This is a genomic window from Collinsella sp. AF02-46-1 (genome assembly GCF_003465825.1).
Lineage (GTDB): Bacteria > Actinomycetota > Coriobacteriia > Coriobacteriales > Coriobacteriaceae > Collinsella.
The window spans coordinates 1-15,867 of sequence record NZ_QSBV01000008.1; the positions used below are offsets into that span (position 1 = coordinate 1).

Genomic DNA, 15,867 nt, shown 5'->3' on the forward strand with positions numbered 1-15,867 from the left:
TGAATGTGGGAGGTGTTCGGATAAAGTCGATAATCAAGGTCGCCCTCGATGGCGAGCTTTGAGGCCTTGGAAGGCGGGCTGCTGCGGCGGCTATGGTTTATACTAAGGCGGTTGCTATCGAGTAATTCATACTTGGTTTGATTCGATTGTGAATGCGTAACTAGGATGGAAAGCAAAGGAAACTCTATGGAAACAGAGGATGCTGTTTGCTTGATGACTTCGATTGCCTTGATTGTCCTTTCAATCCAATACCGAAGAGGAAGATGGCTCTGCTCAATTGCTGGATATGATGTCACAAAAAGGGAGAGCGAGATTGATATACGCCCTTACGCAAAGCTGATTTCTTCTGTGACGTTATGGATGGGGCTGCTGTTTTTCTTGTGGGCGGTAGAGGGCTGGGTACGCGATTGGAATACCAGCGTTTTTGAAGTTTTGGTTCTACTTCTGTTCAGCTTGGCCTCTTTGTCGTTCGTGCGGCTCGTTAGGTTTGTGTTTATGAGGCGATAGCCAGCGGAAGTGGCTGGACGACAAAATGGACCAATGCAGCCAATTGTCAATAGAATTTGATAGGCTTGGCTTAACAGATTTACTCGAGGGCATATCCGTGGCGGGGGATAGGTTCTATCTTGTTGAGCACTTATTTGCATCAGGCAAAGTAAACCAAGAGTATCGAAACGGTGCCCCCGGGCCCCGGGAGGGACTGAGGGGACGTTCGGCTAACTGCGGGTACGACCTATTTGCCCAATGTGTTCGGTTGAGATCGGAAATTAACCATCATGCGCCCCATAACGCTAGTCCAGCTTGGTGCCCGGTACCTGCGGCGCCTCTTTAATCAGCGCATTAAGTTCGTTCAAAATGGAAACGGGCTGTCGGTCGACGGCGTCCAGATGAAGCGTCGCCACACGAAGGGGCGGCTGATATTCAAATGAGCCAAGGAGCACGGGCGATCCCAAGAACCGTTCGATTTCGTCTGCAACCGCGTCGGTCTCTTCGGGATCAAAGTCGTCGAAGAGCGCCACGAACATCGGTCCGGTCGAGCGGAACAGACGACCCTTGCCGCGCGAGCAATCCATGAGGCAGGCGGCGCTTTCTGCCAAAACGCGGTCGCCTGCATCAAAGCCAAAGCGGGCATTGACCTGTGCGATTTCGTCGATTTTAATGGCGATCAAGCCCGCGTTTCGTGCCACGCGACGCATCTCGCCAATGGCGTTGACCAGGGCGTGGATATCGCCCAGACCGGTCACGGAATCGGTCGTATCTGCCAAGCTTCGGTTGGTGACAATGCCCACATACATGTTGGGCTCGGTATCGGTGCCGTCCAGGCGGTAACCCGTGCAGTCGCAAAGCGCGTATTTTCCGGCGGTATTCATGACGCGATACTGCATGCAGTGGAAGTGCCACGTGCCGTTTACCACCATATCGAGCTCGGCACGTACGTTGTCGCGGTCCTCGGGGTGAACACGGGCAAGCCATATATCGAGCGAGTTGTAGGGATGCTGGGAGGGTAGGTCAAAATCGCGCACGGCATTAACCGACCATTGCGATTCGCCGGTGTCGAGGTTAATGATGAACGGATAGCGTGTTTCGGAGCTCATGGAGATCGCTTGAAACACTCGGTCGTTGCAGGGGGGGGGTTGTTCGGTGATCGGGCGTTGCAGCGCATCGCCTTCTTCCGGTTGTTGCACACGGTACATGAGCTTGTAGCGATACATTTTGCGGTCGGCGTCCTTTGTCATCTGGCGACGCGTATCGCCTGCAAGCGGGTCGACGCGCGAGCAGCCAAAGCTAAAGCTGGCGATCATGGGCGCCTTGCCGTCCGATGTTGCCTCGATAAGATTGGCACGCGTCCACTCTAGGCGCTGCTCGAGCTCGGCTTCGTTTGTCGTGGGGGATATAAGTACAAATTCGTCTCCACCGATACGGAACAGCAACTCATCGTGCTCCATTGTCTCGGTGAGTGCGCGGCAGATGCTCAGAATGTAGCGATTGCCCTCGGCGTGGCCAAACTTATCGTTGCAATGCTTGAGGCGATCGATGTCAATATAGGCACAGGTGAAGGGGGTGCCTTTGCGCCAGAGCTGATCGACATGGCGGTCGAGTCCGCCACGGTTGCCAAGATTGGTGAGCGAGTCGATATAGGCGCCGTGCTCAAGCAACTCACGTTCTTGTTGCAGGATGGCGAGCGTTTTCTGCAGTTGCTCACCGATGGCACGCAGCTCCGGGGGCAGCGCGGCAACATCGAGCTCGGTGGTTGAGGCCCCGTTCGCAAGTCGCTGAAGATGAGCGATGATTGATTGCTCGCCCAGGCGATACGACTCGTTCATGATGGATTGCCTCCTTGGATGGAACAATGGTTTGTATCTTACTCCCAATTCGGTTTAGATTGGAGTATTAGTTAGCTCATGGGAACAAACGCTCCCCTCGACGGTGGCGTTTTGCGTGCGAGCGTATTAGTTGTCGTTGCCACCATCGAGCAATGCCTCAAAATCCTCCGCCTGCATGGGGCGGTAGTAGAGGAATCCCTGAGCGTAGCGGGCGCCCATGTGGCGCAGCATGTTTGCCTGCTTGTCCGTCTCGACGCCTTCGATCACAACGGGCAGATGGAGTGACTGCGCCATCTCGAGCATTGATGAGATGATTTGCACGCTGCGGCCCTCATCGCCGTTATCGGGCACAAACGTGCGATCGAGCTTGATGACGTCGACGTTGACGTTCTTGAGCATCGCGAGCGTGGACTGGCCGGTGCCAAAATCGTCCATATAGGTCGAGAAGCCGCGGGTGTGCAGGTCGGCCGTTAGTTTATCCACGGCCTCGGACTCTCCCGTATAAGCTGTCTCGGTGATCTCGATGCGCATGAGCTCGGGCGGCAGGTTGTATTGGGCGGCGAGCGCTCCCATATGCTCGGCAACGTTGCAGGCGAGGATATCCACGCGCGACACATTAAGCGAGATCGGAACCACGCGAAGCCCCCGATTGATGCGCTCGCGCAGCCACAAGGCAACGCCCTGCCAAACGTATTTGTCGAGCGTCACCACAAAACCGCTTTCTTCGAGAGCGGGGATAAAGGTGGCGGGCGAAATGAGGGAGCCATCCTTGTCGATCCAGCGCGTGAGCGCTTCGGCGCCAATGATCTCGCCGGTTTCCATGTCGACCTGGGGCTGCAGGTAGTAGGTAATACGGCCGTTGGAGAGCGCGTACTGGAATTCGGTCAGCGTGCGGTGGAACGCGATTTCGCGCTCGTACTCCTCGGGGCGGAAAATGGCAATGCGCTCCTTAAAGTCGTTTTTTGCGCGCCGATTGGTAAACATGGCCTTGGCCTGCGCATCGATGGTGATTTTCTCGTTGGAGTCGATGGGGTAGACGCCCATGGACGGCCAGAATCCCACGCCGTCATCATACTTGGCCACGGCCTGGCGAACGCGGCTATAGATCTGATGGACGGTGTCGTGTTCAAAGGGGATGAGTATGCAAAAGTCGTCTTGGCCCCAGTACCCTGCGACGCCCATGTTGGCATTCTCGATGTCCTTGAGGACCGTGCCCACATCGGCGAGCATGCGGTCGCCCTCGGCCTGTCCGTGCCATTCGTTGAACAGTCGCATGTGTCCCATATCGACGGTGGCGATACACCAGGCGCCGTTGCGCCTTGTCTCGAGAAATTCGTTGGCGCGGCGCATAAACACGCTGGGTCGATAGAGACCCGTGAGCGGATCGATGCGTTCGGCGATGGCGCTTTTGCGCTCCACCTCGGGTATGGGGAGGCTGTCGTTGGGAACAAGCCCGCCGGCCGTGCGAATGCGACGGTCGAGTTCGCCTAAAACGGCGGCCGTTTGATTGGTCAGGTGCTCGTAAAAGGCCGGAACGACAAGACAGACGGGGGTAATGGTGTCGTCCGCGATTCGAACGGGAGCGAAAACGGCCTCTTTGAGATGTTGGATCAGTTGCTCGAATGCTTCGTGATCCAAATTGTTGCTAAGCACGACGAACTGGGCGTTGCGTGAGCGGAAGACGCGACTCCTGCCGCGAGTAATCGACAGCATGCGGCCTGCGTATTCGGCGAGCATGTTGTCGACGGCCTCGGCCCCGTAGAGCTCGTTGAGCTTTGCCGTGCCGCGAACGCGCACTGCTATAAGCCCCGTCTTGCAACGGTCGCGACGGCAGGCATCGATAGCGTTGATCAGCGTGCGCTGCGTTCCGAGGCCCGTGGCGGCGTCGACGGTCTCGGCAAGCGAGTGGTTGACGAGCTCGCCGACATAGAGCGAGGGGACATTTCCGTCGCCGTCGATACGAAACCCGCGAGCACGGCCGAGGATGTAGTCGCCGGCGGCGTTGCGCACGCGGTACTGCATGACGTGGCGATGTTTGGAGCCGTCATAGATTTGGTCGATGTCGTTGGTATAGGCCTCAAGGTCATCGGGATGGACACGCGTTTTCCAGTAATCGTGGCAGTTGTCTATATGCTCCGAAGGAAGACCAAGATCGCGCAAGGCGCCTTGTGACCAAAGGGTTCGATGTTTGTCCAAGTTCTCGATAAAGAAATATCGGCCTTCGTTGAGCATCGAAAGGGCGTCGAAAATGCGATCGCTTATTTCGAAGTCGTCGGTGTGGGCTTGTGCGATATTGCGTCGATCAAGGTGCACGGCATGACGTAGCTTGTAGTCGTACATGCGATGATCGGCATCGTTCGTCAAGCGATTGGGGGCTTCGCCCAGGGCGGGGTCGGCGTGTGCCACTCCGTAGCTAAACGAGTGAGGCATCTTGGAAGCGTTGTTTTCGAGCAGTACCGTTCGGCAGTGTTCCAGACGTTCGGCAAGGTCGTCCTCGGTCGCAATCGTAGATAGGATGGCGAACTCGTCGCCCCCCAGACGAAATGCCGCCTCGTCCACCTTCATATACAGTTTGAGATAGAGGCTCACCTGCAAGATATAGCGGTTGCCCTCGTCATGTCCAAAGATGTCGTTGCAGTGCTTAAGGTTATCGATGTCGATAAACGCCATGGTCACGGGCAGTTCCTGCTCCCAGAGTTCCTCTAAGGAACGGGTAAAGCCGCCGCGGTTGCCAAGTCCGGTGAGCTCGTCGGTAAAGGCGGTCCTGATCAGATCGTCCTGACGCTCCAGAAGGTCACGGATGGTCTTTTCGAGCGTTTCGGTATTATTGCTGGCGTTATCCATACTGTAAGCGGCTTTCTGAGGTCGGGGCGGATTGCGTCGGGCGAGCTCGTTGTGCACATGCGTTGCTGCTCAACGCCTTGCGTGTTTCCAAGCCCCCGCCTTGCTGCGTCGTTGGGTTTATTTGTCGGCTGACGTTCGTTGCTGATAACTACTGAGTAGTATAAACAAGTGTATGGAATTATGTAGGGGTGCCCATGTTGCGGGCGGCCATTATTCGCCATTATTCGCCAAACGGTAACGCGACGATGTTCGATGAAAATGCGACTGAGGCGATATATGTTGACGGGTATACTTGTTTCGTTTTAAAACGCAGGAACGGAGATGGTCGCATGGCACAGCCAGATACGACGCCCACGGTGGGGCTTGCGCTCGAGGGAGGCGGCTACCGCGGTATGTATACGGCGGGCGTGCTCGACGTATGGATGGAGTGCGGCCTGACCTGTGACCATATGGTGGGCGTCTCGGCGGGCGCGGCGTTTGGCTACAACTTTAAATCGCGCCAGATCGGCCGTGCCATTCGCTACAACAAGGCCTATTGCGCCGACAAGCGCTATGCGAGCGTGACGAGCTGGCTGCGAACCGGCGACATGTTCAATGCCGAGTTTGCCTATCACGAGGTTCCCATCGATCGCGATCCCATCGACCTGGAGGCTTATCGTGCCTGCCCCATGCGGTTTACCTGCGTGTGCACCGATCTTAAGACGGGGCGGGCCGTCTACCATGACCTGCCTTACGGTGATGAGCATGATATCGAGTGGATCCGGGCGTCGTCGGCGATTCCCGTGGCAACACGACCCGTTGCCATTGAGGGGCACAAGTACCTGGATGGCGGCGTTGCCGATTCCATTCCCAGCGCATGGCTGTTTGCGCAGGGCTATGACCGCAACGTGGTGGTGCTGACGCAGCCGGCGGGCTTTGTAAAGCAGCCCAATAGCGTGATGCCTATGCTGCGTCGCGTGTATCGTCACTATCCGGAGTTTGTTGCGGCGCTTGAGCACCGGCACGAGGTATATAACGCCACGCTCGACGACCTGGCGCGTCGCGAGGCCGCTGGCGAGATCTTTGTGGTGCGGCCGAGCGAATCGGTGAAGGTGCCGTCGCTGTGCCGCGAGCCCGAGGAACTCGAACGCATCTATCAGATCGGCCGTCGCGATGCGGAGGCGACCTTGCCGGCACTGGAGGCATATCTGGCAGGGTAGAGGCTGCTGCCGCCATCTCGGCGGAAAGCGCATCCCAGAATGGACGTCCAAACTGGGATGCGCTTTCCGCTGTCGAAGGTATGAGGCTGCGGAGCAGCTGCTCGGCATAGGCCTATGCCTGCTGCCAGGTGTCGACGAGCTCCTTGGCCGCGGCGTAGGGATCATCGGCGCTGCAGACGGCGCTCACCACAAAGAAGCCGTCGACGCCGGTGGCCTTAAGCTGCGGCAGGTCGGCCGTCTTGACGCCGCCGCCCACCACGATGGGCACGGGGCTTGCCGCGTGGAGTGCGGCCAGGTCCTCAAAGCTTTTGGTGATGATAGAGCCATCGGCCGCGCGTCCGCAGTCGCGCTTGGTCTCGGTCTCGTGGAGCGGGCCGATGCCAAGGTAGTCGACCAAACTCATGTCGGCGGTCTTGACGTACTCGAGCATCTCCTCGCAACGGGCCGAAAGGCCCACGATGGCATCGGGGCCCAAAAGTTTGCGGCAGACCTCGACGGGAATATCGCTCTGGCCCACGTGCACGCCGTCGACAGCAATGCCCTGCTCGCGCGCGGCGAGTACGCAGTCCAGGCGGTCGTCGATCAGCAAAGCGACCTGACCGGTCTTGCCAGCCTGTGCGATTGCCTGCGCGGCGCCGCCGGTCAGCGCGATGATCTCGCGGGCGCTTGCCACCTTGGAGCGCACCTGGATGCAGGTAAAGCCGGCATCGAGTGCCTGGGCCACCACATCGCCCACGGGGCGCCCGAGCGTGTTTTCGGGGCCGAGTACCAGATAGGCCGAGATATCAAGGTTGTCGCGGATGCTCATCGTGCTTCCTCCTGCTTTTTGATCTGTGCTTCCATGCGCTCGAGTTTGCCGGTCATGGTGTCGGTAAATCCGGGTCGAATATCGGCTTTGAGCACGACTTCGGTGCGGATGCCCTTGCTCGCCAACACAAAGGTCGCGTCGCGCACGACCTGCATGACCTCGTCCCAGTCGCCCTCGATCTCGGTGAACATCGAGGTGGTGCGGTTGGGAAGGCCGCTCTCGCGAATGACACGCACGACCTCGGCGACCTCGGCGGACAGCTCATCGCCGGTACCGCATGGGGCGATGGCCACGGCGACGAGTGTGTTCATGCCGGCATCGGTTGCGGGCTCGGACATGGCTTATGCCTCCTCGAGCTCGAGTCGGTTATCGGCAATGTCCTGGGCGGTCGCGCGGTAGAGCTCGTCGATAAAGGCGACCTTAAAGCTTGCCGGGGCATCGGCGACGGCGGCGGCACGCGTGCCGGCAACGTTGTAGACGGCGGCACCGCAGACGGCTGCCGTAAACGGATCGGCGGCGCAGGCATACACGGCCAGCACGCCGCCCTGCGAGCAGCCGCAACCGGTGATCTTGGACATGAGCGGGCTGCCGCCGTGGGACTTGGCCACGGTTGTGCCGTCGGTAATCAGGTCGACTTCGCCCGAGACCACAACGGCGCCGCCGGTGTAGCGGGCGAGCGCCACGGCGGCATCGCGGGCAGCGTCTACCGTGTCGGTGGTATCGACACCGCGCACGCGGCTCAGATCGGCCGCCTCACCCTCAAGACCCCACAGGCCGGCGAGCGCGATGATCTCGGAGGCGTTGCCGCGCACGATGGCGGGCTTGTACTGCTTGAGTTCGTTTACCAACTGGGTGCGCAGGCTACCGATGCCCAGGCCAACCGGATCGAGCACCCAGGGCTTGCCGGCGTCGTGTGCCGCCTTGGCCGCGCGGGGAATCGTCTGCTCGTAGATGGGGAAGAGCGTACCCATATTGAGATAGATGGCGCCGCCGCCGGCAACGAGTGCCTCGCCCTCGTCGGGCAGATAGACCATGGCGGCCGATCCGCCCACGGCGAGCTGTGCGTTGGCGACAAAGTCAATCGTCACCGTGTTGGTGATGGAGCCTGCCATCGGATTGGTGGCGTGAATCTCCTCCACGGCCTTGATCACGTTTTGCTTAAGCTGTTCCGAATCGATCACTGCACATGCCTCCTTGGCATAGAAAAGGGGCGCTGTGCATAGACAGCGCCCCTAAAAAGGCGGCATGCTCCCTACGCCAGCATTAACTGACAGGTTCAAAGGATTGGGCCCCATGCCCTCTCAGCCTTGTGGTTTGCACCGCCGGCACTCCCGCATCGAATCTGTTGTTCCCTATACTAGCGCATCGGTACAATGGTTACGATGAAAACGACTGGGGGACCCTATGATCAAACTTGTGCTGACCGATATGGACGATACGCTGATTCCGGCCGGGCATGACGGCGCCAGCGACTATGCCATCGAGGGCATTCATGCCATGCAGGCGGCGGGTCTGCACTTTGGTCCGGTTTCGGGTCGTCAGCCGTCTGCGATGGGCTGGATGTTTAAAAATCGTTCCGAGTGCTATTCGACCGGCGCATTCTGTAACGGCCAGGTCATGTTTGTCGACGGCGAGGCGGTCGCCTCGCGTGCGACCGATAGCGACGCACTAATGCGTTTAGCCGCCTATCTGGAAGAAGAAACCGACGATACCTATCTGAAGGTCTACAGCTTAGGTGATGACTTTTGGGATAACGATGCCTATTGCGTGACACGTGATGCCGAGCGTGTGCGTCGCGCTATGGAATCGGGCGGCAATGCGTGGCTCAAGGGCGAAGAGGCCCCGTGCCGCCCTGTCGTCGATGATGCGCCGGTGTTCAAGGCGAATATCTGGAGCGCCCGTTCGCGTGAGGAGCTCGCGGAGCTACGCGAGCGCGTTGCCGCCGAGGTGCCGGAGCTCTCGCTTGTGTTTCCCAACAACCGTGTGCGCCTGTTCGACATCCTTCCGGCTGGTTGGGACAAGGGCTGCGCTGCGCTGGAGCTGGCGCGCGCTTTGGGCCTAACGCCCGACGAGGTGGCCGTATTTGGCGATTCCGATAACGACCTGCCCATGATCGATGCCGTTCCCAACTCCGTTGCGGTCGCCAATGCCAACGAGGCCGTCACGGCTGCCGCACGCTGGCATATCGGCGCTGCGGCAGACGATGCGGTTGCCGCAGCGCTGCATCAGATTGCCGCCTGCGCCGCGACGGGGGAGATGCCGTCGTTTATGCGTCAGATGAGCACGACGGGTTTCGACGTCACGAACGTCTAGGGAGAAGGCTATGAAGCTTCAACAGCTCAGGTATGTCGTCAAAGTTGCCGAATGTGGCAGCATCACCGAGGCCTCGCGCCGGCTCTTTGTGTCGCAGCCTTCGATTACCGCGTCGATCCGCGATCTCGAAAACGAGATGGGTGTGCACATCTTTGAGCGCACCAACAAGGGTGTCATTGTGTCCGAGGAGGGCGAGACCTTCTTGGGCTACGCGCGCCAGGTGCTCGACCAGGCGGATCTGCTCGAAGGCAAGTACAAGGGCGCGTCCGAGCAGGTGCCGCACTTTAGTGTGAGCTGCCAGCATTATTCCTTTGCCGTCAACGCGTTTGTCGACGTGATCCGCGAGTTCGATGCCGCGCGCTACGACTTTACCCTGCGCGAGGAGCAAACCCACGAGATTATCGAGGACGTCGCGCACATGAAAAGCGAGCTGGGCATCCTATATCTGTCCGAGCACAACCGCGAGGTCATCGAGCGCATGCTGGTGGCCAACGAGCTCGTGTTCGAAGGGCTCTTCTGCGCCACGCCGCATGTCTTCGTCTGCGCCGACCATCCGTTGGCGGACCGCTCCAGCGTGACGCTAGAGGATCTGGAAGACTACCCGTTCCTGTCCTATGAGCAGGGCAGCTATAACTCGTTTTATTATTCTGAGGAGCTGACCTCGACCTTTGAGCGTCGCAAGAATATCCGCGTGCGCGACCGTGCGACGCTGTTCAACCTAGCTATGGGCCTTAACGGCTACACGGTGTGTTCGGGCGTGATTAGCCACGAGCTCAATGGCCCCGGTATTATCTCGATTCCGCTCGATGTGGACGAATACATGGAGATCGGCATTATCACGCGCAAGAACACGACGCTCACGCGCTATGGGCAGGCCTATATCGACGCGATTCGTCAGCACATCTAGACTGCTGCGTTCTGCGCGGGTCAAATCTCTTTATGGCAGTCCAAACTGATATAGGAAGCATCTATATCAAACTGTTATAAACATATATTTTACGATGTCCATATGAGCGCTCATACTCTGTCCCAGTAAAGCAACCAATGCAAAGGGAGATATCTATGAGCACTTCGATTCAACCGAACGCGCCGTTTCGCGCTGATATCGTCGGCAGCTTTCTTCGTCCGCAGGCCGTAAAGGACGCTCGTGCTGCCTATGCGGCAGGCACGCTTGATGCCGAGGGGCTTAAGGCCGTCGAGGACGATGCCATCCGCGATTTGGTGGCAAAGCAAAAGGCCGCCGGCCTGCAGGTCATCACCGATGGCGAGTTTCGCCGCAGCTACTGGCACCTCGATTTTATGTGGGGCCTTAACGGCATTGAGCGCCGCACCTCGCGTACAGGCTATATGTTCCACGATGAGGAGACTACCGCCGACACCGCCGTGGTAACCGGTCCCATTGGCGGCAAGAATCATCCGTTCGTCGAGCATTTTAAGTTCGTCAAGGCGCTTGAGGGGGAGGGCCAGGTCGCACGGCAAACCATTCCGGCACCGATCCAGACGTTCTCCGAAGTCACGCTCGACCGTTGCGATGGCCAGCAGGAGAGTCTGCGCGCCGTCTACAAGACCGACGAAGAGCTCGCCGATGCCATCGCGGCAGCATACCGCACCGTGATTGCCGACCTGTACGCAGCAGGCTGCCGCAATATCCAGTTTGATGACTGTACTTGGGGTATCTACTGCGACACCGATTTCGTGGCAAAGACCGGCATGAGCCCGGTCGACCTGCAAAAGGTAAGCGAGCTGGGCGTGGCGCTCAACAACGCCGCCATCGAGGGCAAGCCCGACGATCTGGTCATCAACACGCACGTGTGCCGCGGCAACTATCACTCCACGTATGCCTTCGAGGGTGGTTACGATCCCATTGCACCGTACCTGTTTGCGCACGAGGATGTCGACGCGTTCTACCTTGAGTTCGATACGCCGCGCGCCGGTGGCTTTGAGCCGCTCAAGTATGTTGCTCCCGGCAAGAAGGTCGTGCTGGGCCTGGTGACCACCAAGGCCGCTGAGCTCGAGGACGAGGATGCCATCGTCGAACGTATTCACGAGGCCGCAAAGTATGTGCCGCTCGTGAACCTGTACCTGTCGCCCCAGTGCGGCTTTGCCAGCTGTGAGATTGGCAACAAACTGACCGAGGACGAACAGTGGGCAAAGATCGCGCTGGTCAAGCGCATTTCCGAGCGCGTTTGGAAGTAACGCTACCGTTTGCAGGTGACGGCGCGTGCGAGACATGGCATATCACGTACAATGGTTCGGATCGTATCGTTCGGGCAGGTTATCCGATATGCCTGATCGCCCTTCCATCATGAAAGGACTTCCATGTCCCAATCCTCGACGCCCGCCGTCGCCGATGCCATCTACGATGCGTCGTCGCTCGGTCGCCCGCGCATGTTCCTACTCGGTCTGCAGCATCTATTCGCGATGTTCGGTGCCACGGTGCTCGTGCCTGTGCTCACCGGCCTTTCCGTTTCGGCGACGCTTCTGTTCGCCGGCATCGGCACGCTGCTGTTTCATTTTCTATCGCGCGGTAAGGTGCCCGCGTTTCTGGGCTCGTCGTTTGCTTTTATCGCGGGTTATGCCGCCATTGCACCCAACGGCGAGGCCGAGCTTTTGCCCTACGCCTGCCTGGGCGTTGCCTGCGCCGGTCTACTCTATCCGGTACTTGCGGCACTCTTCCGCGCATTTGGCGCCAAGCGTGTCATGCGCTTCTTTCCGCCGGTGGTGACCGGTCCCATCGTCATTTCCATCGGCCTGATCCTGGCGAGCTCTGCCATTGCCAACTGCCAGACCAACTGGCTTGTCGCCGTTATCGCTGTGGCCGTGATCGTCATCTGCAACATCTGGGGCCGCGGCATGATCAAGATCGTGCCGATTTTGCTGGGCGTTGTGGTGAGCTATGCCGTTGCGACTGCGCTCGGCGAGGTTGATTTCTCGGGCGTCGCAGCCGCTCCCTGGGTTGGCTTGCCCGTCGTGTGGGATAACACCGTGTTTGCGCTCTTTGGGCCGCAGTTCGATAGCGGTCTTGCCACGACGGCCATCATCACCATCATGCCGCTGGCCTTTGCGACCATGATCGAGCATATCGGTGATATCTCGGCTATCGGCTCCACTTGCGAGCGTAACTACATCGCCGATCCCGGCCTGCATCGCACGCTGCTCGGCGATGGTCTCGCCACGATTCTGGCGTCGCTCTTTGGCGCTCCGGCCAACACCACGTATGGCGAGAACACCGGCGTGCTCGCCCTGACGCGCGTGTTCGACCCGCGCGTGATTCGCATTGCCGCCTGCTGCGCCATCGTGCTTTCGTTCTGCCCCAAGTTTGCTGCCGTGATCGCCGCCATGCCAGCGTGTGTAATCGGCGGCGTGTCGCTCGTGCTCTACGGCATGATCAGCGCCGTGGGCGTCCGTAACCTCATCGAGAATCAGGTTGATTTCCAGAACAACCGCAACGTGCTGGTGGCGGCTCTGGTGCTCGTGCTTTCGCTCGGCATTGCCTACAGTACCGCCGGTGCCATCGTGCTGGAGCTGGGCGGCGTGACCATTTCGCTCTCGGGCCTTGCCGTGGGTTCGCTGGTGGGCATTGTGCTCAATGCCATCCTACCGGGCAACGACTTTGAGTTCGACGTCTCTGAACTCGAGGAGGCCGCCGAGTAAGGCCGGCTATCGATAAATCTAAAAAATGGCTCCCATGCGTGCAGCTACGCGTGGGAGCCATTTTTAGTGCGTGAGTATCCAGTGGATGCCGCGGGCCATGCGCAAGTCGGTTTGGGCAAAGTGATTGCCGGGGTTGAGCTCCAGCGTTGTTGGAATGTCGCGCTCGACGAGCAACGCTTCCATCGCGCGTGTGTCGTCGAGTACGTGCCGCATCATGCGGTTGGGCGTCTTGGTTTCCTTTTTGCCGAGTGACAGATAGACGGCTTGCGGGCTGCCGGCAAATGGCGCCGTGCTGGCGCGATCGACAAAGTCGGGAAACCATAGCGACCCCGATGCGCTCGCGGCGCGGTCAAAGGCGTCGGTTTGCCAGAGAGCCCAAAGCGAAAAGAGGCCTGCCAGCGAGTAGCCAGCAACGCCGTGCCAGGTGGGCGGCTGAGGAAGCGACGACTCGACCTGGGGGATTATCTGATTCAGCAGCTCATCAAGAAAACCGGCAGCTTGGCCGCCGAAAGGCTCGGCATCGCGCACGGTTCCGTCGCATGCCCAGGGGCTCAGCTCGCGATTCCAATCGAGCCCGCCAATGGTGACGAGGGCGAATGGCGGACAGTCGAGCTCTCGGCAACACTTATAAACCTCGCTGCCGTCGCCCACGACCACAGGAAGGTAGATGACAGGCGCGCTTTCCGTATGATTCGAATAAACGGTTATCTGCTTTTGATGCGCTTCCATGACGGGCTTCTCTCGGTGTTGTGATATCGACGGCCCCCATTGTCGCACGCCGGCTCATGCAGGTTGGGCTAGACCAAAGACAATCTCGTGCATACCCTGCGGACGCATATGGAAAACGCCACCGCCGGAGGGGGCTCGGCGGTGGCGTTGCTAAACGGTGCTCGGGCTAGGCGCTTTCATGGGTGCCGTCCCGTGCATCAAAAGCGTCTATGAGCGCTTGCGGCTCGCCACGGCGCCCGCGGCGATAGCGGCTGTTCCCGCAAGGACGGTTGCCACGATGGCCGCACCCGAGGTGTCGCCGGTTGCCGCGAGCACGCCGGTAGTCTTGGCTTTCGTGGTTGAAGCCGCAACGGCCTTGGTCGGCTTTGAGCCCTCAGGCTTGGGGTTCTGCTTGGACTCCGCGGGCTTGCTTTCTGCGGGCTTGGTCTCGTCGCGCTTGGGGTCTTCCGGCTTGGCTACCTCGGGAGGTGCGATGACCATGCTCTTGGCGACAGCTTCGTTATAGGGGGAGTCGATCACAGCGTCGCTCGTGCCGATGGCTTGGCCTGCCTCGTAGATGCCGTCACGGAGCTTGCGATAGTCAATGACCTTGCCGCCTTCGGGCGTCTGGATGGCGGCGTTCTCAATCTTGATGGTGCCGATTGTCTTGCCGTCAGCGCTCATGGCACGGGCAAAGATTGCCGCTGTATCTCCTTCGGCCGTTACCTTGCTGCGGATGATCGAGATGACTGCGGGTGTGACGCCCTCGCTGGTCTGGGCGATGATGCCGATGTTCTCGCCTTGGGGCTCGGGGCTCGTCTCACCATCTTGGTTTTCGCTGTAGGGGATGGGGCCGTCGCCGTTCTCGACATAGCGGGCTATGGCCTTGACAACGGAGTCGCTGATGTAGATGTGACCACCCTCCTCGTTGGGTCGATCGTTTCTGGTGGAGAATGCAGCCGAAACCTCGCCTCCCGCAAACGCGTCCACGGTGGAGCCGTTCTTGACGACGATGTCGTCCTGGTAGGTGAAGAGGGCGATGGCGCCACCGTATCTGCCTTTACCTGCACGGACCGTCACGTTTGCATGATCGAGGGTGATGCCCTTGTGGGCATAGACGCCATATTCAACACCGTTTGCGTTGAGGGAGGCGTTTGTGGCTGCGAGGCTGCCCTTGGCCTCGACGGCAGCGTCTTTCTCGGAGCTTGCCTCGACTGTGCCGCCACCCTTGATGGTGAGGTTCTTGTCGGTTCCGATACCCTTGTCCTTGGTAGCCCTGGCGGTGACGGCCCCGCTGTCGTCAATCGTGATATTGCCGTTTGCCCTGATGCCATCCGATACGCCCGTGGCGTTGACGTTGCCCGAACCTTTGATAGCGAGATCGCCCTCGGCGTCGATGGCATCAAACCCAGCGCTCGTGGCGTTGACGGATCCGGCTCCGTCGATGTTGATATTACCCGTGGAGAGGATAGCGTCCTCAGTAGATGTCACGCTGAGCGTGCTGCCCGCGTCGCCTTGGATATTGAGCTCGGCGTTCTCATTCTTGCCATGAGAAGCCTTGATGCCTTCGATCCAGTCGGCAGTGACGATGTTGTTTCCCGAGTAATTCACGTTGAGCTTGCCTGCGGCCTGGATCTCGCCGCCGTTATAGTTGTTGAGCTTCAAGTCGTCGGCGCCGTCCCACGACCAGGTGCCGGTCTCGTCGCCCGCCGCAGTGCCGGCGTTGTATTTGGTTTCGCCGACCTTGACCCATTCCGCCGCGAGCGAGACGCTCGGCATGAGCAGCGAGCTCACCGTGAGCGCGCACACGGCGCCTACGACGATGCGGCGCGTCACGCGGCGCCAGCTGCCGTGCGCGAGTCCTATGCGACGGCGAACGTCGGGTTCGGCAACATGGGTTCCGGCGGTAGTGTCATTGCGTTTGGGGGTCGTGAACAAGGCTGCCATGGTTGCTCCCGTTCTCATAGGGCCTATACGGCTAGGTTCAGCGTATCTGCTGGATGTTGCCGGCGGTAGT

The 15,867-nt window shown here is 59.4% G+C and carries 13 protein-coding genes and 1 riboswitch; of the genes, 6 read left to right on the forward strand and 7 right to left on the reverse strand.

Features of this window, described 5'->3' with window-relative positions:
- The first annotated feature begins 186 nt into the window (after positions 1-186).
- Entirely contained in the window at positions 187-507 is a 321-nt protein-coding gene (locus tag DWV20_RS04430) for a DUF3784 domain-containing protein (RefSeq protein ID WP_117635527.1), read from the forward strand.
- A 284-nt stretch (positions 508-791) separates the two neighbouring features.
- Here the strand turns inward: DWV20_RS04430 and DWV20_RS04435 are convergent, their stop codons facing one another.
- Both DWV20_RS04435 and DWV20_RS04440 read right to left on the reverse strand, forming a co-directional pair.
- A complete protein-coding gene (locus DWV20_RS04435) occupies positions 792-2,324 on the reverse strand; it encodes a diguanylate cyclase domain-containing protein (RefSeq protein ID WP_117636887.1) in 1,533 nt (510 codons plus the stop codon).
- 126 nt (positions 2,325-2,450) lie between these two features.
- Positions 2,451-5,168 (reverse strand): EAL domain-containing protein, encoded by a 2,718-nt coding sequence (locus DWV20_RS04440; protein WP_118256464.1) that lies wholly within the window; start codon positions 5,166-5,168, stop codon positions 2,451-2,453.
- A gap of 329 nt (positions 5,169-5,497) precedes the next feature.
- On the opposite strand from DWV20_RS04440, the gene DWV20_RS04445 reads away from it, so the two are divergent.
- Complete coding sequence (locus DWV20_RS04445) at positions 5,498-6,367, forward strand: patatin family protein (RefSeq protein WP_118256465.1); 870 nt, start codon at positions 5,498-5,500, stop codon at positions 6,365-6,367.
- A gap of 112 nt (positions 6,368-6,479) precedes the next feature.
- On the opposite strand, the gene DWV20_RS04450 is transcribed toward DWV20_RS04445, so the two are convergent.
- Genes DWV20_RS04450 through thiM form a run of 3 tightly spaced genes read right to left on the reverse strand, consistent with a single transcriptional unit; the run spans position 6,480 to position 8,356 of the window.
- Positions 6,480-7,175: a thiamine phosphate synthase gene (locus DWV20_RS04450; RefSeq protein ID WP_118256466.1), complete on the reverse strand. Its 696-nt coding sequence runs from the start codon at positions 7,173-7,175 to the stop codon at positions 6,480-6,482.
- Positions 7,172-7,513 carry a thiamine-binding protein gene (locus DWV20_RS04455; RefSeq protein ID WP_233503104.1) on the reverse strand — a complete coding sequence of 114 codons (342 nt, stop codon included), beginning with the start codon at positions 7,511-7,513 and terminating at the stop codon, positions 7,172-7,174. Before DWV20_RS04455 ends, DWV20_RS04450 begins: the two co-directional genes overlap by 4 nt.
- Positions 7,514-7,516: 3 nt before the next feature.
- Positions 7,517-8,356: a hydroxyethylthiazole kinase gene (gene thiM / locus DWV20_RS04460; protein WP_117636883.1), complete on the reverse strand. Its 840-nt coding sequence runs from the start codon at positions 8,354-8,356 to the stop codon at positions 7,517-7,519.
- 51 nt (positions 8,357-8,407) lie between these two features.
- Positions 8,408-8,518: riboswitch (TPP riboswitch) on the reverse strand.
- 61 nt (positions 8,519-8,579) lie between these two features.
- Here thiM and DWV20_RS04465 point away from each other — a divergent pair.
- From DWV20_RS04465 to DWV20_RS04480, 4 genes are all read left to right on the forward strand, one after another.
- Positions 8,580-9,488 (forward strand): HAD-IIB family hydrolase, encoded by a 909-nt coding sequence (locus DWV20_RS04465; RefSeq protein ID WP_117636882.1) that lies wholly within the window; start codon positions 8,580-8,582, stop codon positions 9,486-9,488.
- A 10-nt stretch (positions 9,489-9,498) separates the two neighbouring features.
- Positions 9,499-10,395: a LysR family transcriptional regulator gene (locus tag DWV20_RS04470; protein ID WP_117636881.1), complete on the forward strand. Its 897-nt coding sequence runs from the start codon at positions 9,499-9,501 to the stop codon at positions 10,393-10,395.
- Positions 10,396-10,550: 155 nt separating this feature from the next.
- On the forward strand, positions 10,551-11,684 hold the full coding sequence (locus DWV20_RS04475) for a 5-methyltetrahydropteroyltriglutamate--homocysteine S-methyltransferase (protein WP_233503103.1): 1,134 nt from the start codon (positions 10,551-10,553) through the stop codon (positions 11,682-11,684).
- A 123-nt stretch (positions 11,685-11,807) separates the two neighbouring features.
- Complete coding sequence (locus tag DWV20_RS04480) at positions 11,808-13,142, forward strand: uracil-xanthine permease family protein (RefSeq protein WP_117636879.1); 1,335 nt, start codon at positions 11,808-11,810, stop codon at positions 13,140-13,142.
- Between the two features lie 63 nt (positions 13,143-13,205).
- Here the strand turns inward: DWV20_RS04480 and DWV20_RS04485 are convergent, their stop codons facing one another.
- Together DWV20_RS04485 and DWV20_RS04490 are read right to left on the reverse strand one after the other, a co-directional pair.
- Positions 13,206-13,871 carry an alpha/beta hydrolase gene (locus DWV20_RS04485; RefSeq protein ID WP_117636878.1) on the reverse strand — a complete coding sequence of 222 codons (666 nt, stop codon included), beginning with the start codon at positions 13,869-13,871 and terminating at the stop codon, positions 13,206-13,208.
- Positions 13,872-14,078: 207 nt separating this feature from the next.
- Entirely contained in the window at positions 14,079-15,797 is a 1,719-nt protein-coding gene (locus DWV20_RS04490; RefSeq protein ID WP_118256467.1) for a hypothetical protein, read from the reverse strand.
- Between the last annotated feature and the right edge of the window lie 70 nt (positions 15,798-15,867).